General features: G+C 65.9%; 18 protein-coding genes and 1 tRNA gene. 8 read left to right on the top strand and 11 right to left on the bottom strand.

Annotated features, from left to right (window positions below; genetic code table 11):
- Positions 1 to 43 precede the first annotated feature (43 nt).
- Positions 44 to 484 (top strand): nitroreductase/quinone reductase family protein, encoded by a 441-nt coding sequence (locus CG716_RS07165; RefSeq protein ID WP_094477925.1) that lies wholly within the window; start codon positions 44 to 46, stop codon positions 482 to 484.
- An 18-nt stretch (positions 485 to 502) separates the two neighbouring features.
- On the opposite strand, the gene coaE is transcribed toward CG716_RS07165, so the two are convergent.
- Both coaE and rpsA read right to left on the bottom strand, forming a co-directional pair.
- Complete coding sequence (gene coaE / locus CG716_RS07170) at positions 503 to 1684, bottom strand: dephospho-CoA kinase (RefSeq protein ID WP_094477927.1); 1182 nt, start codon at positions 1682 to 1684, stop codon at positions 503 to 505.
- 25 nt (positions 1685 to 1709) lie between these two features.
- Positions 1710 to 3167, bottom strand: a complete 1458-nt coding sequence (gene rpsA, locus CG716_RS07175; RefSeq protein WP_094477929.1) for a 30S ribosomal protein S1 — start codon at positions 3165 to 3167, stop codon at positions 1710 to 1712.
- Positions 3168 to 3338: 171 nt separating this feature from the next.
- On the opposite strand from rpsA, the gene CG716_RS07180 reads away from it, so the two are divergent.
- Positions 3339 to 4478: a PrsW family intramembrane metalloprotease gene (locus CG716_RS07180; RefSeq protein ID WP_094477931.1), complete on the top strand. Its 1140-nt coding sequence runs from the start codon at positions 3339 to 3341 to the stop codon at positions 4476 to 4478.
- Here CG716_RS07180 and polA read toward each other — a convergent pair.
- Together polA and CG716_RS07190 are read right to left on the bottom strand one after the other, a co-directional pair.
- Complete coding sequence (polA, locus tag CG716_RS07185; RefSeq protein ID WP_094477933.1) at positions 4475 to 7207, bottom strand: DNA polymerase I; 2733 nt, start codon at positions 7205 to 7207, stop codon at positions 4475 to 4477. The two genes, CG716_RS07180 and polA, sit on opposite strands and share 4 nt — an antisense overlap.
- 10 nt (positions 7208 to 7217) lie before the next feature.
- Positions 7218 to 8108, bottom strand: a complete 891-nt coding sequence (locus CG716_RS07190) for a LysR family transcriptional regulator (protein WP_094477935.1) — start codon at positions 8106 to 8108, stop codon at positions 7218 to 7220.
- Between the two features lie 70 nt (positions 8109 to 8178).
- Between CG716_RS07190 and CG716_RS07195 the strand changes: the two genes are divergently transcribed.
- From CG716_RS07195 to CG716_RS07220, 5 genes are all read left to right on the top strand, one after another.
- Positions 8179 to 9321: an FAD-dependent monooxygenase gene (locus CG716_RS07195; RefSeq protein ID WP_094477937.1), complete on the top strand. Its 1143-nt coding sequence runs from the start codon at positions 8179 to 8181 to the stop codon at positions 9319 to 9321.
- A gap of 106 nt (positions 9322 to 9427) precedes the next feature.
- Complete coding sequence (locus tag CG716_RS07200) at positions 9428 to 9880, top strand: Zn-ribbon domain-containing OB-fold protein (protein WP_094478375.1); 453 nt, start codon at positions 9428 to 9430, stop codon at positions 9878 to 9880.
- Positions 9877 to 11085 (top strand): lipid-transfer protein, encoded by a 1209-nt coding sequence (locus tag CG716_RS07205; RefSeq protein WP_094477939.1) that lies wholly within the window; start codon positions 9877 to 9879, stop codon positions 11083 to 11085. Before CG716_RS07200 ends, CG716_RS07205 begins: the two co-directional genes overlap by 4 nt.
- Positions 11086 to 11248: 163 nt before the next feature.
- A complete protein-coding gene (gene map, locus CG716_RS07215) occupies positions 11249 to 12019 on the top strand; it encodes a type I methionyl aminopeptidase (protein ID WP_094477941.1) in 771 nt (256 codons plus the stop codon).
- On the top strand, positions 12019 to 12501 hold the full coding sequence (locus CG716_RS07220; protein ID WP_094477943.1) for a hypothetical protein: 483 nt from the start codon (positions 12019 to 12021) through the stop codon (positions 12499 to 12501). Before map ends, CG716_RS07220 begins: the two co-directional genes overlap by 1 nt.
- Before the next feature lies 1 nt (position 12502).
- Here CG716_RS07220 and CG716_RS07225 read toward each other — a convergent pair whose 3' ends face one another.
- From CG716_RS07225 to CG716_RS07250, 6 genes are all read right to left on the bottom strand, one after another.
- Positions 12503 to 13240, bottom strand: a complete 738-nt coding sequence (locus CG716_RS07225; protein ID WP_094477945.1) for an ABC transporter ATP-binding protein — start codon at positions 13238 to 13240, stop codon at positions 12503 to 12505.
- On the bottom strand, positions 13227 to 14096 hold the full coding sequence (locus tag CG716_RS07230) for an ABC transporter ATP-binding protein (RefSeq protein WP_094477947.1): 870 nt from the start codon (positions 14094 to 14096) through the stop codon (positions 13227 to 13229). The genes CG716_RS07225 and CG716_RS07230 overlap by 14 nt, the downstream gene beginning before the upstream one ends.
- Positions 14093 to 15286 carry a branched-chain amino acid ABC transporter permease gene (locus CG716_RS07235; protein ID WP_094477949.1) on the bottom strand — a complete coding sequence of 398 codons (1194 nt, stop codon included), beginning with the start codon at positions 15284 to 15286 and terminating at the stop codon, positions 14093 to 14095. Before CG716_RS07235 ends, CG716_RS07230 begins: the two co-directional genes overlap by 4 nt.
- A gap of 126 nt (positions 15287 to 15412) precedes the next feature.
- Positions 15413 to 16450 (bottom strand): branched-chain amino acid ABC transporter permease, encoded by a 1038-nt coding sequence (locus CG716_RS07240; protein WP_094477951.1) that lies wholly within the window; start codon positions 16448 to 16450, stop codon positions 15413 to 15415.
- Between the two features lie 79 nt (positions 16451 to 16529).
- A complete protein-coding gene (locus CG716_RS07245) occupies positions 16530 to 17744 on the bottom strand; it encodes a branched-chain amino acid ABC transporter substrate-binding protein (protein WP_094477953.1) in 1215 nt (404 codons plus the stop codon).
- A gap of 186 nt (positions 17745 to 17930) precedes the next feature.
- Entirely contained in the window at positions 17931 to 18548 is a 618-nt protein-coding gene (locus tag CG716_RS07250; RefSeq protein ID WP_094477955.1) for a two-component system response regulator PdtaR, read from the bottom strand.
- A 114-nt stretch (positions 18549 to 18662) separates the two neighbouring features.
- Here CG716_RS07250 and CG716_RS07255 point away from each other — a divergent pair.
- A tRNA-Leu gene (locus tag CG716_RS07255) sits at positions 18663 to 18739 on the top strand.
- 122 nt (positions 18740 to 18861) lie between these two features.
- Here CG716_RS07255 and CG716_RS07260 read toward each other — a convergent pair.
- Positions 18862 to 19323, bottom strand: a complete 462-nt coding sequence (locus CG716_RS07260) for a hypothetical protein (protein ID WP_094477957.1) — start codon at positions 19321 to 19323, stop codon at positions 18862 to 18864.
- Between the last annotated feature and the right edge of the window lie 329 nt (positions 19324 to 19652).

Genomic DNA, 19652 nt, shown 5'->3' on the forward strand with positions numbered 1-19652 from the left:
CCACCACCCCCGCCGCCGCCGACCTAGCCGATACGCTGGGTACGTGCACAAACCCAATCGTGTCGCCGAGGCCGGCGCCTGGCTGCTGGAGAACGGTCACCGGCTGCTGCTCGCGCTGACAGGCGGCCGCTACCCGCGCACTGTGATGGGTATGTTGCCCGTCGAGTTGCATACCGTCGGCCGCAAATCCGGTAAGCCATACGCCAACCTGTTGACATCCCCGGTCCACGACGACGACCGCATCGTCGTGGTGGCATCCAAGGGTGGGCACCAAGATCACCCCGACTGGTACAAGAACGCGATGGCCAACCCAGCTGTCGCGGTGACCGTTGACGGAGCGACCGTTCCGATGCTGGCCCGCACTGCCAGCCCGGAAGAACGAGTCGAGTTGTGGCCCCACGTGGTCAAGGCCTACCAGGGATATGCGGGCTACCAGCGCAATACGTCCCGGGAAATCCCGTTGCTGATCCTGGAACGCCGCTGATCGCCGCCGGGCGCGACGTCAGGTCCGCGGCGTCCAGCCGGTGGTGTCGGCCCACGCCCACGCACGCTGGTAGGCGTCGAGGAACCACGGCTCTTTGGCCTCGGCGTAGGCGCCGATATCGGAGTGCCGGGCCGCCGATCGCTTGACCGCCAGATAGTCGGCCTGCGCATCGGGGTTGGCGGTCAGCCAGTCCACCAACAGCAGCGCGAACCGCTGATTGGGCCAGCCGTCGACCCGGATATGCACATTTGTCGGCCGATCTGGATCACCGGAGGCATGAAAACGCTTGTGCCACAAGGCTGGATCGGTACCCGCCTTGGGCACATCAGACGATATCGACTCGACCCGTGGATAGCCGGCGCGCAGCAGGTCCTCGGCGAGTTCGTCGGCCACCTCGAGGGAAGCCACCGTCACCTGGACGTCGATGACGTCCTTGGCGTCCATGCCGGGCACCGCTGTCGATCCGATGTGGTCGATCCGCAGGGCCCGGTGCCCGCAGGTGGTGTTGAGCCGGGCCAGGATCCGCCGGGCCTGATCGGGCCAGCTGGGATCGGACGGCACCAGCTCCGGCGGACCGTGCACCGGATTGCGGGTGGTGAGATTGTGCGCGAACGGGAGAATGCGCTGATACCACAGCTCACGGGCATGCTCGACGAGCCGGCCCGCGGTGCCGGAGTTGTCCAGCCAGACGTCCGCGACCAGCCGTCGTTGTTCTTCGGTCGCCTGTGCGGCGATCCGGGCCCTGGCGTCGGCCTCGGAGAAACCGCGGTAGTCGATGAGTCGCTTCACCCGGAGCTCGGGGTCGGCGTTAACGACGACGACCAGCGGGAACATCGGCGCCATCTGCGACTCGACCAGCAACGGGATGTCCTCGACGATCACCGCATCCTCGCCGGCGGCCGCGATCAGCTCCGAGCGTCGCGTCGCGACCAGCGGATGGACGATGCCGTTGAGAGTTTGGCGCTTCTCCTCGTCGCTGAACGCGATCGCGGCCAGCGCCGGCCGATCCAGCGCACCATCGGGCAGGAGGATCTGCGCGCCGAACGCGTCGACGAGCTTGGTCAGCCCTTCCGTGCCGGGCTGGACAACCTCGCGGGAGATGACGTCCCCATCGACGACGATGCCGCCACATTCAGAGAATGTGGCGGACACCGTCGACTTTCCGGCGCCAATACCGCCGGTCAAACCGATGCGCAGCATCGAATGGAGTTGTCAGGCAGCCCGATTAAGCGTTGCCTGCCAGCTTCTCGCGAAGAGCCGCGAGCTGGGCGTCGCTGGCCAGCGAACCGCCGGCCGACTCACCCGAGCTCGAGGACGACGAAGACGACGAGCCGTTGGACGTTGCCGGCCGGCTGGCTGCTTCGGCCTCGGCAGCGGCGAACTTCTCCATCTGCGTGGTGTGCATCTTGTGCCGGCGCTCGGCCTCGGCGTAGCGGGCCTCCCACTCGGTGCGCTGCTTGTCGAAGCCCTCGAGCCATTCGTTGGTCTCGGGATCGAAGCCCTCGGGGAAGATGTAGTTGCCGGCGTCGTCGTAGCTGTCGGCCATGCCGTACTTCGAGGGGTCGAACTCCTCGGTGTAGTCCTCGTTGGCCTGCTTGAGGCTCAGCGAGATGCGGCGGCGCTCCAGGTCGATGTCGATGACCTTGACCATGGCGTCGTCGCCGACCTGCACGACCTGATCCGGCACCTCGACGTGGCGCTCGGCCAGCTCGGAGATGTGCACCAGCCCCTCGATGCCCTCTTCGACACGGACGAACGCACCGAACGGCACCAGCTTGGTGACCTTGCCCGGCACAATCTGGCCGATCGCGTGGGTGCGGGCGAAGTGGCGCCACGGATCTTCCTGAGTGGCCTTGAGCGACAACGAAACCCGCTCGCGGTCCATGTCGACGTCGAGCACCTCGACGGTGACCTCGTCGCCCACCTGAACCACCTCGGACGGGTGATCGATGTGCTTCCAAGACAGCTCGGAGACGTGCACCAGGCCGTCGACCCCACCGAGGTCGACGAACGCGCCGAAGTTGACGATCGAGGACACGACACCCTTGCGGATGGCGCCCTTCTGCAGCTGGTTGAGGAACTCGCTGCGAACCTCGGACTGGGTCTGCTCCAGCCAGGCGCGACGGGACAGCACCACGTTGTTGCGGTTCTTGTCCAGCTCGATGATCTTGGCCTCGATCTCCTTGCCGATGTACGGCTGCAGATCGCGGACACGGCGCATCTCGACCAGCGACGCGGGCAGGAAGCCGCGCAGGCCGATATCGAGGATCAGGCCGCCCTTGACGACCTCGATGACGGTGCCCTTGACGGCCTCGTCCTTCTCCTTGAGAGCCTCGATGGTGCCCCAGGCACGCTCGTACTGAGCGCGCTTCTTGGACAGGATCAGGCGGCCTTCTTTGTCCTCTTTGGTGAGAACCAGGGCCTCTACCTCATCGCCGACGGACACAACCTCATTGGGGTCGACGTCGTGCTTGATGGAGAGTTCGCGGGAAGGTATGACACCTTCGGTCTTGTAGCCGATGTCGAGCAAGACTTCATCACGGTCAACCTTGACGATGGTCCCTTCGACGATGTCGCCATCGTTGAAGTATTTGATGGTCTTGTCGATGGCGGCGAGAAAATCCTCCGCTGAGCCGATGTCATTGAGGGCTACTTGCGGCGAGGTGGCGACGGGACTTGGCATATTGTTGGGTTGCTCCGGACAGCTTGAATCGTAGGGACAGTTCTTTGGACGATGGTGTCTGTGGTGATGTACCCGCAAAGTGCACACAGGTACCGTCAGAGCTTACTCGACTAGGCGCACGCTGGACAAACCCGGGTCTGTGAGGCCCTTATGGGCGATTAACCTGCTGGGGTGTCCTACCCGCTTCCGCCGCCGCTGCCTCGGCCGATCCGCAAGGTTGGCGCACCCCTGGCGGTCATCATCATCCTCGGCACCATCGCCGGCCTGATCCTGGTGCTGCTGACCGCGGTGAACCCGGTCGGCACGACGATCGGATTCGTCCTGGCCACGGTCGCGATGACACTGGTTCTGCTGGCCTATCTATGGCTGGACCGCTGGGAACCGGAACCGCCCCGGCTGCTGATCCTGGCGTTCTTGTGGGGTGCATCCGTGGCGGTCGTGGTCTCGGTGGGGCTGGAGATGATCTTCGACGCCGCGGTGAACAACGGCGGGACCGAGTCCAGCCCGATCACCATCGCGTTCGGCGCTCCGGTGATCGAGGAAGCCGCCAAGGGTCTGTTCCTGCTGCTGATGATGACAGGTGTGCGGCGCAATGAACTCAATTCGCTGACTGACTGCCTGGTCTACGCCGGCGTGACGGCGGTCGGGTTCGCATGGCTGGAGAACATCTTCTACATCGCCGACGGCACGACGCTCGCCGACTCACTGCTCACCGCGGGGATGCGTCTGGTCATGGGGCCGTTCGCCCATCCGCTGTTCACCACGTTCACCGGTATCGGTGTGTATTTCGCTCTGCAGCAACGCAATTGGCTTTCGAAGGCCGGCTGCGTGCTGCTCGGCTATCTCGCTGCGGTGATCATGCACGGGTTGTGGAACGGCTCGGCGCTGCTCGGGCCCGGCGCCTACTTCGGCCTGTACGTGGCCTGGATGATGCCGGTGTTCGCGCTGGCGATCACGCTGGCCGTCCGCAGTCGCCGCCGCGAGCAGCGCATTGTGGCCGAGAAGCTGCCAGGCATGGTCGCGGCGGGCCTAGTGACCCCGGCGGAAGCCGGCTGGCTGGGGTCGATCCGCACCCGCAAGCAGGTGGTAGCCGGAGCCACCGGATTCGGCGGGCGTCCTGCCGGGCGCGCGGTGAAGAAATTCGCCATCCAGGTGGTCGAGCTGGCCTTCGTCCGCGACCGCATCGACCGCGGATTCGGTGACGCTCGGGTGTTCGCCCTGCAGCAGCTGGAGGTCGACGGGGTCGTCGCCGCCCGCGTTGCCGCCGGACCTGCGCTGCACTGGCTCAACGGCTACCGACCGGCCGTTTAGTGCGCCGCGGCGTCCCAGCTGCGGCCGTATCCGACGGATACCTCGAGCGCGACATCGAGCGGATAGGCGCCGCCCATTTTGTCGCGGACCAGCTCCTCGACAGCGTCCCGCTCCCCTTCGGCCACTTCGAGCAGCAGTTCGTCGTGCACCTGTAGCAGCATCCGTGAATTCAGCCCGGAAGTGCGCAACGCCTCGTCGACCTGGACCATCGCGACCTTGATGATGTCGGCGGCGCTGCCCTGGATCGGCGCATTGAGCGCGGCCCGCTCGGCGGCCTCGCGCAGTTGCCGGTTGCTGCTGTCCAACTCGGGCAGGTAGCGGCGCCGGCCGAATACCGTGGACGTGTAGCCGTCCTTGCGGGCTTGGTCGACGATGTCGCGCAGGTAGTCGCGCACCCCGCCGAACCGGGCGAAGTACTGGTCCATCTGGACCTTGGCCTCTTCGGTGGAGATCTTCAGCTGTGAGGCCAGCCCGTAGGCGCTCAGCCCGTAGGCCAGGCCGTACGACATGGCCTTGACCCGGCGCCGCAGCTCGGGCGTCACCTCGTCGATCGGCACCCCGAAGGCCCGGGACGCGACGAAGGAGTGCAGGTCCTCACCGGTGTTGAACGCTTCGATGAGCCCTTCGTCCTTGGACAGGTGCGCCATGATCCGCAACTCGATCTGGCTGTAGTCCGCGGTCATCAGCTCGGCGTACCCGTCGCCCACGATGAACGCATCCCGGATCTCCCGGCCCGCGTCGGTGCGGATGGGGATGTTCTGCAGGTTCGGCTCGGTAGACGAGAGCCTGCCAGTCGCAGCGATGGTCTGGTTGAACGTGGTGTGGATCCGCTCGTCGGCGGCCACCGACTTCAGCAGCCCGTCGACGGTGACCTTGAGCCGGGTGGCGTCGCGGTGGGCCAGCAGGTGCTCGAGGAACGGGTGGGCGGTCTTGTCGAACAGTGACTGCAGGGCATCGGCGTCGGTGGTGTAACCGGTCTTGGTGCGTTTGGTCTTCGGCATGCCGAGCTCGTCGAACAGCACCACCTGCAACTGCTTGGGCGAGCCGAGGTTGATCTGCTTGCCGATCAGTTCGTAGGCGGCGTCGGCAGCGACCCGGATCTGCTCACCGAATTCGCGCTGCAGGGTGTCGAGCTTGTCCAGATCCACCGCGATCCCGGCAGTTTCCATCCCGGCCAGGGTCACCTGCACCGGCAGCTCCATCTGGCCCAGCAGAGGCGACGAGTCGATGCGGTCCAGTTCCGCGTCCAGCGCGTCGGCCAGGTCGGCGACTGCGCGGGCCCGCAGGATCACGGTCTGGACCGCCTGGTCATCGACGCCCTCGCTGTCGTCGAGCAGCGAAAGTTGTTGTTGCTCAGGATTGTCGGCGCGCAGCTCGCGGCGTAAGTAGCGCAGGGACAGGTCATCGAGAGCGAAGCTGCGCTGACCCGGCCGCACCAGGTACGCCGCCAGGGCGGTATCGGACGTGACGCCGGCCAACTGCCAGCCCCGACCGGCCAGATCGTGAATGGCGATCTTGGCTTCGTGCAACACCTTCGGCGCATTCGGATCGGCCAGCCAGGCCCCCAGCGCGGCCTCGTCGTCGGGGGTCAGGCCGGCGGTGTCGATGTAGGCGCCGTCGCCATCGGCGGTGGCGATGGCCAGCGCGGTGGCGTCTCCATCGAAAACCTGGTGGGTGCCTACGACAGCGAGTCCGGAACGGGCACCGTCGGCCGCGTGTTCGGCCAGCCAGGCGGCCACCGTGCCCGGTTCCAGTGCACCGCCGCGGACGTCGAAGCCCTCGTCGACCTCGGGTTCGACGGCGGCCAGCGTGTCGAACAGCCGGTCGCGCAGGACCCGGAATTCGAGATCGTCGAACAGCCGGTGGATCTGGTCGCGGTCCCAGGGTTGGAGTCGCAGGGTGTCCGGGGTCTGCGGTAGCGGGACGTCCTTGACCAGGTCGGTGAGCTCTCGGTTGAGCACGACGCTGGATAGGTTGTCGCGCAACGAGTCTCCGACCTTGCCGCGCACGGTGTCGACGTTGTCGACCAGCCCCTGCAGCGAGCCGTACTCCACGATCCACTTGGCGGCGGTCTTCTCCCCCACCCCCGGTATACCGGGCAGGTTGTCGCTGGGGTCGCCGCGCAGTGCCGCGAAGTCCGGGTACTGGGCCGGGGTGAGCCCGTACTTCTCCACCACGGCCTCCGGAGTGAAGCGGGTCAGGTCACTGACACCCTTGCGTGGGTAGAGCACTGTCACGTCGGGGCTGACGAGTTGCAGTGAGTCCCGGTCGCCGGTGACCACCAACACCCGGTAGGCCTCTTGCTCGGCCTGTGTCGCGAGGGTTGCGATGATGTCGTCGGCCTCGAAGCCGGGCTCGGCTAGCACCGTGATGCCCAGCGCCGCCAGTACTTCCTTCGTGATCTCGATCTGGCCGCGGAACTCGTCTGGCGTGGCCGAGCGGTTGGCCTTGTATTCGGGGTAACGCTCGGAGCGGAAGGTCTGCCGGGACACGTCGAACGCCGCCGCGACATGGGTGGGCTGCTCATCGCGCAGCAGGTTGATCAGCATGGCGGTGAAGCCATACACCGCGTTGGTGGTCAGCCCGTTCTTGGTTTTGAAGTTCTCGGCGGGCAGCGCGTAGAAGGCCCGGAACGCCAGCGAGTTACCGTCCAGCAGCATCAAGGTCGGCTTGGTGTCGGCGCCTCGCTTGGCCTCGGGGGTGTCGGTCGCTGTCTTGGCGGGGCTCACGCCCCTAACTCTAGGCACCCGCTCCGACAGCCAGACGGTCCCGGGCCATTCCGATGAGGACCCGCGACGCCGGGCTCATCGGGCCGTCAGCGCGCCAGGCGAATACCAGGCGGCCGCGAAGCGGCGGAGTGATCGGCAGCGGGTGCAGCCCTGCCCGGGACGCCGCCACCATCTGTGGCAGCACCGCGACACCGAGCCCCCGCTCGGCGAAGTCGGCAAGGGCCAACGGCGTGCTGGCCTCGAGCGCCACCCGGAGGCTGAGACCTGCTGCCGCACAGGCGTTGTCGAGTTGTCGCCGGATGCCGGTGCCGCTGGGGAGCGCAATGACGGTGCGTTCGGCCAGATCGGCCAAGGTGATCGAGCGACGGGCTGCCCACTCGTCATCCGCGGCCACCGCGCCGACAATCGGCTCGTCGGTCACCACAAGACCGTCGAGCCCGTCCGGCAACGTGTCGGCACCGACCGAGATGATCGCGGCGTCGAGCCTGCCGGACTGCACGCTGTCCACCAACCGGGCGGTGTCGTCGGTGCCGAGAGTGACGTCGACGTAGGGATGGGCCCGGTGGAAATCGGCCAGCAGGCCCGGCATGTCGACATCGTGGGCGGTGACCGTGCCGATGGCGACCGATCCACGAACAAGCGAGGCGACCTCGTCCACCGCGGCGCGTGCGCCGGCGATTGCCGCCAACGCAGCCCTGGCATACGGCAGCATCGCCGCGCCGGCTGCGGTCGGACGCACCTCGCGGCGGGTGCGATCCAGCAACGGCTGGCCGACTTCGCGCTCCAGCCGGGAGATCTGAGCACTGACCGCCGGCTGGGCGACGCGCTCCCGCTCGGCCGCGCGGGTGAAGTTCGCTTCCTCTACGACCGCGATGAAGTATTCGAGCTGACGCAGTTCCATAATCACAGCTTATAGTTTCAGCAACAAAGATGTATTGGACTTATCATCGGCGGACGCCGACCCTGAAGCCATGCCCCACGACACTGTTCTCATCGCCGGAGCCGGAATCGGCGGCCTGACCACCGCGCTGGCGTTGCACGCCCGCGGCATCGACGCCACGATCATGGACCGCACCCCGACACTGCGGCCCATTGGAGTGGGCATCAACCTGTTGCCGCACGCCGTGCGTGAACTCACCAACCTCGGCTTGGGTGACGCGTTGCGCGACATCGCTGCCGCGCCACATTCCATCTGTTTCTACGACCACACCGGCGAGCTCTTGTTCCGTGAGCCGCGCGGACTCGCCGCCGGCGATCCCCATCCGCAGCTCTCGGTCCACCGCGGCCGCTTGCAGATGCTGCTGCTCGAGGCGGTGCGCAGCCGCCTTGGCGGTATCGCGGTGCGCGCCGGCACCACTGTCGACGGGTTCATTCAGGATTCCGACCGTGTCCAGGTGAGGACCACGGCGGGGACTTTGTCCGGTGCCGCACTGATCGGCGCTGACGGAATCGGCTCGACGGTGCGCGCGGCGTTGCATCCCGGCCCCGACCCGCTGATGTGGGCGGGAATCACGATGTACCGCGGCGCTGCGTCGATGCCGGCGTTCCTGGACGGGAGCACCATGGCGATCATCAAGGGCGACAACGGGGTCGACTTAGTGACCTACCCGATCGGCGGCGGCCTGGTCAACTGGGTACTGCAGGTGCCAACCGGTGACCCCGGAGAGCTCGACGGCGATGCGCAGTGGAACCTGGCGGCCGAACCAGCCGAGGTCAGCCGGCACCTGACCCGGTGGAGGCTGAACTGGCTGGACCTCGACGCACTGGTCGCCCGCACCGAGAACATCTTCCGCTACCCCATGGTGGACCGAAACCCGTTGGCCTACTGGGGCGTCGGGAGGGTCACCCTACTGGGCGACGCGGCTCACCCGATGTACCCGGTGGGCGCGAACGGCGGATCGCAGGCCATCGTCGACGCTCGGGTACTGGCCGACGAGTACGCCGTGGGCGGCTTAGCCGGCTTACTCCGCTACGAGGACCAGCGCAGACCAGAAACCACCGAAGTGGTCGCCGCCAATCGGCAGATGCACCATGCGTTCAGCGAAGGCACCGCGGACCTCGACCGCGTCACCAGTGCCTATCGTTCGGATACGGCGCGGAGCAGGCGCGCATGACAACGCATCCCCGAATCGCGGTGACAATGATTCGGTCGACAACCAGCGCTGGCACAAACTGCAACACGTTTCAGTTGGGTGATCGCAATCGCCTACGATGGGCCTCGTGCCAGCTTCTCCAGACGCCCCCACCCAACTACCGGCGATCGAGGGTTGGTGGGACCACGACGACGCCGGTGTGCCCCACCTGATCGGCGGCAAGTGCCCGCAGTGCGGCACCTACGTTTTCCCGCCGCGGGCCAACAACTGCCCCAATCCCGGGTGTGACAGTGACGTGCTCGACGCCGTCGCACTGTCCCGGCGCGGCACGGTGTGGAGCTACACCGAGAACCGCTACGCACCGCCGCCGCCCTACCCGTCGCCCGACCCGTTCGAACCGTTCGCGGTCGCCGCGGTGCAGTTGACCGACGAGGGGCTGATCGTGTTGGGCAAGGTAGTCGAGGGGACACTGGCCGCTGACCTCAAGGTCGGCATGGAGGTCGAATTGACCACCATGCCGCTCTACACCGACGACGACGGCGTCGAGCGCCTCACCTACGCCTGGGAGATTGCGAAATGAGTGCAGGAACTCCTGACCCGGTCTACATCCTGGGCGCGGGCATGCACCCGTGGGGCAAGTGGGGACGCGACTTCACCGAATACGGCGTGGTGGCCGCCCGCGCGGCGCTGGCCGAGGCCGGCTTGGACTGGCGCCAGATTCAGTTGGTGGCTGGCGCCGACACCATCCGCAACGGCTACCCGGGCTTCGTGGCCGGCGCGACGTTCGCCCAGAAACTCGGCTGGAACGGCGTGCCCGTCACCTCGAGCTACGCGGCCTGCGCCAGCGGCTCGCAAGCACTGCAGAGCGCGCGCGCCCAGATCCTGGCCGGGCTGATCGACGTAGCCCTGGTCATCGGCGCCGACACCACACCAAAGGGTTTCTTCGCCCCGGTCGGCGGCGAGCGGCGCAATGATCCCGACTGGCAGCGTTTCCACCTGATTGGCGCCACCAACACTGTGTACTTCGCGCTGCTGGCGCGACGACGGATGGATCTCTATGGCGCCACCCTCGAAGACTTCGCCAACGTGAAGGTCAAAAACGCCCGCCACGGGCTGAACAACCCGTACGCCCGCTACCGCAAGGAAGCCAGCGTCGAGGACGTGCTGGCCAGCCCGGTGGTCTCCGATCCGCTTCGGCTGCTGGACATTTGCGCCACCTCCGATGGCGCCGCCGCGCTGATCGTGGCGAGCAAGGCGTTCGCCGAGAAGCACCTCGGGTCGGTCGCCGGTGTGCCGTCGGTACGCGCGGTCAGCTTGCAGAGCCCCCAGTACCCGCAGCATCTGCCCGAATTGCCGGATATCGCAACGGATTCCACCGCGGTGGTGCCGGGCCCGGAGCGGGTGTTCAAGGACCAGATCCTCGATGCCGCCTATGCCGAGGCCGGTATCGGTCCCGAGGACCTGTCGCTGGCCGAGGTCTACGACCTGTCCACCGCGCTCGAACTCGACTGGTACGAGCACCTCGGGCTGTGCGCCAAGGGCGAGGCCGAACAGCTGCTGCGCAGCGGTGCCACCACGATCGGTGGCCGGGTTCCGGTCAACGCCTCAGGCGGCCTGGCCAGCTTCGGCGAAGCCATCCCCGCCCAAGCCATCGCGCAGGTGTGTGAATTGACCTGGCAGCTCAAGGGGCAGGCCACCGGCCGTCAGGTCGAAGGCGCCAAGGTCGGCGTCACCGCCAACCAGGGCCTGTTCGGCCATGGCTCCTCGGTGGTCGTCGCCCGTTAGACGGCCGACGACGGGGCGCTGACGATCTACGTACGAGAACCTGCGGTCGAGGGCAAAGCCACCGAGGCCGCAGCTCCGTGACCCTGACGGCCGCGCGACGTCACGCATCAAGCGGTTCCACGTCGATCGTTAGGTATAAAGGCACCGGAAGGAGCTGCCACGGATGATCGAACTCAAGACCGCCAAAGAAATCGACCGGATGGCCGTCACCGGTCAATTCGTGGCGACCACGCTCGCGACGCTGGCGCGCAGCGCCGAGCCCGGGGTGAACCTGATGCAGCTGGAGCACCAGGCGCGGGCACTGGTCAACGATCGTGGCGCGACATCGTGCTACTGGGACTACTCGCCTTCATTCGGCCGTGGCCCCTTCCGCAATGTCATCTGCTTGTCCGTCAATGATGCTGTGCTGCACGGGCTTCCATGGGATTACGTGCTGCGCGACGGCGACGTGCTCAAAATGGACTTTGCGGTGTCGATCGACGGCTGGGTCGCCGACTCCGCCGTCACCGTCGTCGTCGGCGACAACCCGGACCCGGCCGACATCGCGCTGATCGATTCCACCAGAAAGGCGCTGGAGGCCGGTATCGCGGCCGCAGTTCCCGGTGGTCATCTGGGCGATATCTCGGCGGCCATCGGCGAAGTCGCGGCCGCGGCGGGCTACGCGGTCAACACCGACTTCGGCGGCCATGGCCTGGGCCGAACAATGCACGAGGATCCGCACGTCCCCAATCGCGGCCGGCGAGGACGGGGGCTGGTACTGCAGCCGGGTCTGACCCTGGCGCTGGAGCCGTGGTGGGGACGTGGCAGTAAGCAACTGACCGTCGACCCGGATGGCTGGACGCTGCGCTCTGCCGACGGCTCCAACACCGCGCACTCTGAGCACACAATCGCCATCACCGAGCATGGTCCGCGGGTCCTCTCTAGAGTCGACTGATGCTGGGTTGGGACACTTTCGCCGTCATCGTCGGCGGTGTCGGCGGCGCGCTCGTCGGATTGCTCTTCGTTGCGATATCGATTCATGCAGCTCGGCTCGGGAGCTCGGCGAGCCTTCGTGACCGGGCCGCCCAGACGCTGGTGGTGTTCGCCACGCTCCTGCTCTTGGCGGTCGTCCTGGCCGTGCCATCGCAACCAGATCGGGTGATCGGCGCCGAGCTCATCGTGCTGGCTGCTGGTGCGGCCACGCTGTTGATCCTCCTCGACCGATCGGCCGCGGCTGGTGCCGCCGACAACTCATTGGGCCAAATCCTCAAGCGGGTCAACCCGAATGTCACCACCGCGGTGGGCATTGCGCTGACGGGTGCGCTTCTGCTGGCCGGTGTGCATTGGGCTCCCTACACGCTGCTGCCCACCACATGCGTGGCCATTATCGGCGGGTTGACGAGCGCGTATCTGCTGCTGACCAAACTCTCCGAGTAACTCAGGCCACCCCGAGGTAGGCCGCGCGAATACTGTCGTCGGCCAACAACTCCCGTGCCGGACCGCTACGCGTCACCGTCCCGGTCTCCAGGATGTAGGCGCGATCGGATCGGCTCAGCGCCTGCTGCGCATTCTGCTCGACCAGCAGCACGGTGGTGCCCTCCGCGTTGATCTCGGAGATGATCTTGAAGATCTGCGAGATGATCATCGGCGCCAGGCCCATCGACGGCTCGTCGAGCAGCAGCACTCGGGGCCGTGCCATCAATGCCCGCCCGATAGCCAGCATCTGCTGTTCCCCGCCGGACAGGGTGCCGCCCACCTGGGTCCGGCGCTCTGCCAGTCGGGGGAAGGTCTCGAATACCCAGTCCAGCCGCTCAAGGCGATCAGCCTTGCTATCGAATTTACGCCCGTAGCAACCCATTTCGAGGTTCTCGGTGACACTCATGCCGGGGAACACACCTCGCCCCTCGGGGGCCTGGATCAGTCCCTCGATGGCTCGCTGGTGAGCTTTGACCCGGCTGATGTCACGGCCTTCGAACCATATCGATCCCGACGTCAGCGGGCGCAGACCGGAGATCGCCCGCATCATGGTGGTCTTACCCGCACCGTTGGACCCCAGCAGCGTCACCAGTTCGCCCTGCCGCACCTGAAGCGAAACCCCGTGCAGCGCTTCGATTCTGTCGTAGTGCACCACTGCGTCGCGAATGTCGAGCAGCACCTCGGCCTCAGAGCTGGTCATCGGGCACCCCCAGGTAGGCAGCGATCACGGCCGGGTCTTCGCGAATCTCGGCGGGCAGACCGTCGGCGATCTTGCGGCCGAATTCCAGGACCACGATCCGGTCGGTGACACCCATGACCAGACGCATGTCGTGCTCGATGAGCAGCACGGTGTACCCGTCGTCGCGGATGGCCTGGATCAGTTCGATCAGCGCGGCCTTCTCGCTGGGATTGAAGCCCGCGGCCGGCTCGTCCAGGCACAGCAACTTCGGCTCGGTGGCCAGCGCGCGGGCGATCTCCAGCCGGCGCTGATCTCCGTAGGGCAGGTTCTTGGCCTTTTCTTCGCCGCGGTGCGCTATGCCGACGAACTGCAAGAGCGCAGCGGCCTTTTCGATGGCCGCGTGTTCCTCACGCCGGTGCCGCGGTGTGCGCAGCAACGCGCCGGGCACCGAGGTCTTGTGCCGCGCGTCGGTGCCGACCACCACGTTCTCCAGGGCGGTCATCTCGCCCCACAGCCGGATGTTCTGGAATGTCCTGGCAATCCCCCGCCGGGTGATCTGATAGCGCTTGATCCGTCCCAGCGGCGCCCCGTCGAACGTCACCGAACCGGCGCTGGGCCGGTACACGCCGGTGATCGCGTTGAAGCAGGTCGTCTTGCCTGCGCCGTTGGGTCCGATCAGCCCGAGGATCTCGCCGCGCCTGATCCCAAAGCTCACCGCGTCGAGGGCGGTGAGGCCGCCGAACTTCACGGTCAGATCCTTGGTCTCCAAAAGGGTTTCGCCCTCGGCGACCTTGACGTCACGATCCAGTACCGCCAGGCTCTCGTCGATCCGGGTGTTCGGCTCGTCTTGGGTCGGTCCGCCGCCAGCTGTGGTCATACTGCGGCCTTGTCGTCGTCGGCGGTGCGCAACAGATGGCGCGCTCGTTTGCCGTAGGTCAGCAGCTGCTGGCGCACCGGAAACAGACCCTGCGGGCGGAAGATCATGAGCACCACCAGCGTCAGACCGAAAAACAGATATTTCAGGTCGCCGAGGTTGATGCCCAGCACGTGCACGCCGAGCAGCCGGTTGGGCAGATAGACGATCACGAACGCGCCGAAAATCACGCCAAGCTTGTTGCCCTGCCCGCCGAGGACCACCGCGCACAAGAACAGCATCGAATTGATGATGTTGAACGTAGGCGGTGCGACGTACTGCACTTGGCCGGCGTACAGCGCCCCCGAGAGCCCGCCGATCGCGGCTCCAATGACGAATGCCCACAACTTGAACCGGAAGGTGTTGACGCCCATAACTTCCGCGGCGTCTTCGTCCTCCCGGATGGCCACCCAGGCTCGGCCGGCGCGGCTGCGTTCGAGGTTGCCGACCAGCAGCAGGATGCCCACCATGAGGATCAAACCGAGCCAGAACCACCACGTTCCGTAGTTCGCGTGGCCGGACGAGTTACCGCTGGAGAACACGCCGTCGCGCAGATGCTCGTTCTCCCCGATACGCGGGTAGGCCACCTTGTTGAGGCCGCGCGAACCGTTGGTGACGTCGGACAGGTTGTCGGCGAGCAACCGGATGATCTCACCGAAACCCAGTGTGACGATTGCCAAGTAGTCACCGCGCAACCGCAACGTGGGGATGCCGAGGATCAACCCGGCCAGCGCGGTGGCCGCCATGGCGATCGGCACGCAGGACAGCCAAGCCCATTTGTCGCTGAACGCCCCGGTGGCACTCAGCTGGTTCCACGGGCTGTCGGGGCTGGTGAGCAGGGCAACGGTATAGGCGCCGACGGCGTAGAAGCCGACATAGCCAAGGTCGAGCAGGCCGGCCTGTCCGACGACGACGTTGAGCCCGATCGCGATGATCGCGACCATGGCGAACTGAGCCATGGTGCCGCCGAAGCTGATTCCCGGGGTATCCAAGAAGGGCGGTGGGGCCAGCGGCGACAGCGCCAGCAGCGCGAACCCCAGCACGCCGAAGCCCCACTTCTGCACCCGGCTCAGGCCCGACCACCACCCGCGCAGCCCGTCGCCGGGCGCCAGCAGCCTGCTGCTCCACTTCCCCGGCGGTGCCTGGTGGCTCATGCGGCCCCCTCGCAGGCTCGGACGCCGCATGCCCACTGTTGATTCGCTCCGCAAGCGTCGCTCATGCAGCCCCCTCGCAGGCTCGGACGCCGCATGCCCACTGTTGATTCGCTCCGCAAGCGTCGCTCATGCGCGTGCCTTTCCGAGGCTTTCCCCGAGTATCCCGGTGGGCCTGATCAGCAGCACCAGAACGAGCAACACGAAGGCGACGACGTCACGCCATTGGGTACCGAACACAGCCTGGCCGTAGTTCTCCATCACGCCCAGGATCAAGCCGCCCAGCAGCGCCCCGCGCAGGTTGCCGATACCGCCGAGCACCGCCGCCGAGAACGCCTTGATTCCCAGTAGGAATCCGCCCGAGTAGATGATGCCCTGCGGCACCTTCAGGGTGTAGAGCAGCGCTGCTGCACCGGCCAGCAGGCCACCGATCAGGAACGTTGTCATGATGATTCGTTCCCGGGATACCCCCATCAGCGTCGCCGTAGTCGGGTCCTGGGCCACCGCGCGGATCCCCCGGCCGAACTTCGTCCGGTTGATCGCGATATCGGTGAGCGCCGCGAGCACCAGTGCCGCGACCACGACCACGATCGTCACGTTGGACACCGTCGCGCCGAAGACGTGGAACTGGGTCTTCGGCTGCACCAGGATGATTGGCTGTTGGGCGTTGCTGCCGCCGTACCCCTTGATGATCGTGGGCAACACGAAATGCACGAATTCCTGCAGCACAAAGGACATCCCGATCGCGGTGATCAGGAACGTCAGCGGCCGGGCGTTGCGCCGACGCAGCGGTCGATACGCGACTGCCTCCAAACCTATTGCGGCCGCGCCGGATACCAGCATCGCGAATAGCATGGCGACAGCGAGATAGAACACCGTCAACAGCACGCCCTTGTTGTAGGCGTTTCCGCTGGGCGTGAAACCCAGGATGATGTCCAGGCAGAAGTACGCACCGAACATCCCTAGCATGAAGATCTCGGAGTGCGCGAAGTTGATCAGTCGCAGCACGCCGAACACCAGGGTGTATCCGACGGCCACCAGGGCGTAGATGGCACCCCAAGATAGTCCGTCGATGCTCAACTGCCAGAAGCCATCTCGCAGATTGTCGATATTGAAACCGATATTGCTCGCAAGACACGAGATCTGGCCGATGCACTCGTAGACCATCTTCTGCGGCGGCCTCCTTGGTGTCTGAAACAAGAACGCGTCCGAGCCTTACGGTCCCGGACGCGCCTCGTCGAATTGGTTACTGAACCTTGTAGATCCAGATCAAGGTGGTTGTCAGCTCACCCTTGTCAGTCCACTGGTACTTACGGGCAACGCCCTGTCCGTTGTAGTTCTTGACCCAGTCCAGCAGGTCGGGACGGGTGATCTTGCCGGCGTCGATGCCCTTCAGCAGCACGGTGCCGAGGTCGTAGCCCTCGGTGCTGTAGGTGCCGGGCGCCTGGCCGAACTTCTTGGTGTACTCGTCGGCGAAGGTACCGGTGGCCGGGCCGCAGGGGCACGACAGGATGGCGTCCTTGGACGACTGGCCGGCCTGCTTGACGAACTCCGGATCCTTGGTGCCGTCGGCGCTGACGAACTTGCCGGTGTAGCCGCCGTCGCGCAGCTGCTGCACGAACGGAGCCGCCTCGGCGTAGTAGCCGCTGTAGAACACCGAGTCCGGCGACTGTCCCTTGACCTGGGTGACCGCCGCCGAGAAGTCCTTGTCGCCCTTCTTGACCGAGATGTTGCAGGCCGAGTCCGCCACCGGGCCGAGGGTCTCACGGACCGCCTGCGCCAGGCCGGTGCCGTAGTCGGTGCTGTCGTCGACGACGCACACCTTCTTCTGTTGCAGCGTGTTCTTCAGGTAGTTGGCGACCGAGGGGCCCTGGACCCCGTCGTTGGCCAGGCCTCGGAAGAAGGTCTTCCAGCCCTGGTCGGAGAGCGTCACGTTGGTCGCAGACGCGGTGGCGGCGACCAGACCGGCCTGGTCGAAGACCGCGCCGGTGGCCTTGGTCTCGCCGGAGAACGCCGGGCCGACCAGGCCGATGGTGAACGCGTCGTTGACGATCTGCGGCGCGATAGCGGTGGCCTTCTGCGGGTCGCCCTCGGTGTCGAACGGCTTCAGCTGCACCTGGCACCCGGGATTGGCCGCATTGTGCTTGTCGATCGCGAGCTGCACGCCATCCTTGATGTTGATGCCCAGCGCGGCGTCGGGCCCGTTGAGCGCACCCGCCATCGCGATCGACACCGGCGGGCAGGTGGCCTTGCCGTCACCAGCAGGGTCCGCCGGGGTGGCACCCGCGTCCGACTTGACCTCGGCACCGTTCTGGTCGATCTGCACCTGCTCGACGATTTTCAGATCGGGCTGCGCCGAGTTCCCGCCATTCGGAGAGGACTGGTTACAGCCTGCGATTCCCAGCACCGCCAGCAGCGCCGAACTAGCGGCGATTGCGTTGCGTGTCGCGCGTCCGCGCACGTTTCACCTCCGGGTCAGTAGTTTCACGGCGCCGACATCACGGACCACGCTTCGGCCCGCCCTCGACACTGCGGTTGAACATAACCAACCCGTGGCCGAAGCGCGTGGTCTTGGCCAACGCCTGGCCGTGAGCATATTCCGTATCGCCACAAACGGCGCGGTCAGAGGAAACGGGTAGTTAACGGATCAATTCGACGGTGAAGCGTCATTCGGCGTGTCGAGGGTCTCCAAGACGACTTCGGCGACACGCCGCATCGTGGTGCGCCGGTCCATTGCCGCGCGCTGAATCCACTTGAACGCTTCGGGCTCGGTCATGCCCTGGTTGGTCTGCAGCAGACCCTTGGCCCGTTCCACCAGCTTGCGGGTTTCCAGCCGGTCCGAGAGGTTGGCCACCTCGCGCTCGAGTTCGGCGATCTCGCTGAACCGGCTCACCGCGACCTCGATCGCCGGAATCAGATCGCTGATCGAGAACGGCTTGACCAGGTAAGCCATCGCCCCGGCGTCGCGCGCCTTCTCCACCAGATCACGCTGACTGAACGCGGTCAGTACCACGATGGGCGCGATGCGCTTGCTGGCGATCTCGGCGGCCGCATCGATCCCGTCGCGGCGCGGCATCTTCACGTCCATGATCACCAGGTCCGGCTTCAGCTGTTCGGCCAGCTCGACAGCTTCCTGGCCGTCACCGGCCTCGCCGACTACTTCATATCCCTCGTCACGAAGCATCTCGGCCAGATCCATCCGGATCAACGCCTCGTCCTCGGCGATCAGCACCCGGCGGTGTATACGGTCTGGGGCGTCGGTCATGGCCACATTGTTGCGTGGTCGGCGGCAAACAGCCACCTTGAGACCATCAACCCACCGCCCGGCGGTTGTGCTCCGGCGATCCACTATGGTGGAACACCGCTACAGCGGCGGCTGGCCCTCGTATCCCAACTGGCAGAGGAAACGGATTCAAAACCCGTGCAGTGTGAGTTCGAATCTCACCGAGGGCACCAGAAAGACGAGTAAAGAGGCTAATGGCCCGAGCGACCCGGTAAGCAGATCCGCGCCAGGAAGCATCACCCCCGTCCACCGCCTGTCGGACAGGGTCAGTGCATCCGCAATCTGAATGCGCGCGTTACCCTCCGGCGGCCTGCTGCTCAGTCAGCTCGCCTTGTTCCTCGTCCTGCATGGCCTGCTGCTCGCCCTGCTCCTCTTGGTCCTCGGCTTCTTGCTCGGCCTCCTGGTCCTCCTGCTCGGTTTCCAGTTCGCTCTGCAGCGCCTGCTGCTCGTCGTCACTCTCCTGCTGCTGCTCTTCTTCTTGCTGGGCGGCCTCGGCAAGGGAGTCGTCGTCATCGGTGTCGTCCGGGACCGCCTGGTCGTCGGGGGGAACCGCTGAGGACGCATCCTGGGCGGCAGGCGGTGGCGCACCGGGAACAGGGGTCGGCGGGTCGTTGGGCACGATCGGTGTGTCGGCGGGCGCGTCGATCGACCGCAGCGTCCCGGATGCGACGGTGACCTCATTTTCACCCGGCGCTAGTACGTGGACGAACGCCAGCAGGGCGATGATGGCCGCCGCGGCCAGAACCGCTCGCGCCAACCGCCCAACGACATCACGAACACTTCGTTGTCCCCCGGCATTTGTTTGTCCCCCGACAATTCTGGACATAGTTCACACGGTGCGGCGCCTTGCTAAGCCGCCGACCAGATTGCGCTATGCCGGTGCTATGAATCGTCAGGACGACCGGGCCACGCTGGCGCACCATTGGCACGGGGTTTCGACCTGGACAGCGACGGCCACAGTCGCGATGCGACGTTGCCGAAATTTCGCGCGCTGCCTTGATGAGCGTGCAAAGCCGGCTACGCAGGAAACGCAGCTCAGAAATCGCCAACTTGGATCATGTTGCAGGCCAACGCAAATCGTATGAA

Source organism: Mycolicibacterium sphagni, from assembly GCF_002250655.1.
GTDB lineage: Bacteria > Actinomycetota > Actinomycetes > Mycobacteriales > Mycobacteriaceae > Mycobacterium > Mycobacterium sphagni.

What these genes read in the sequence shown, in the direction of transcription:
- CG716_RS07240 (WP_094477951.1), bottom strand. Translation starts at nt 16,450, where the DNA reads ATGGTCTACGAGTGCATCGGCCAGATCTCGTGTCTTGCGAGCAATATC.
- CG716_RS07235 (WP_094477949.1), bottom strand. Translation starts at nt 15,286, where the DNA reads ATGAGCCACCAGGCACCGCCGGGGAAGTGGAGCAGCAGGCTGCTGGCG.
- map (WP_094477941.1), top strand. Translation starts at nt 11,249, where the DNA reads ATGATCGAACTCAAGACCGCCAAAGAAATCGACCGGATGGCCGTCACC.
- CG716_RS07195 (WP_094477937.1), top strand. Translation starts at nt 8,179, where the DNA reads ATGCCCCACGACACTGTTCTCATCGCCGGAGCCGGAATCGGCGGCCTG.
- CG716_RS07225 (WP_094477945.1), bottom strand. Translation starts at nt 13,240, where the DNA reads ATGACCAGCTCTGAGGCCGAGGTGCTGCTCGACATTCGCGACGCAGTG.
- rpsA (WP_094477929.1), bottom strand. Translation starts at nt 3,167, where the DNA reads ATGCCAAGTCCCGTCGCCACCTCGCCGCAAGTAGCCCTCAATGACATC.
- CG716_RS07190 (WP_094477935.1), bottom strand. Translation starts at nt 8,108, where the DNA reads ATGGAACTGCGTCAGCTCGAATACTTCATCGCGGTCGTAGAGGAAGCG.
- CG716_RS07230 (WP_094477947.1), bottom strand. Translation starts at nt 14,096, where the DNA reads ATGACCACAGCTGGCGGCGGACCGACCCAAGACGAGCCGAACACCCGG.
- CG716_RS07250 (WP_094477955.1), bottom strand. Translation starts at nt 18,548, where the DNA reads ATGACCGACGCCCCAGACCGTATACACCGCCGGGTGCTGATCGCCGAG.
- coaE (WP_094477927.1), bottom strand. Translation starts at nt 1,684, where the DNA reads ATGCTGCGCATCGGTTTGACCGGCGGTATTGGCGCCGGAAAGTCGACG.
- CG716_RS07205 (WP_094477939.1), top strand. Translation starts at nt 9,877, where the DNA reads ATGAGTGCAGGAACTCCTGACCCGGTCTACATCCTGGGCGCGGGCATG.
- CG716_RS07220 (WP_094477943.1), top strand. Translation starts at nt 12,019, where the DNA reads ATGCTGGGTTGGGACACTTTCGCCGTCATCGTCGGCGGTGTCGGCGGC.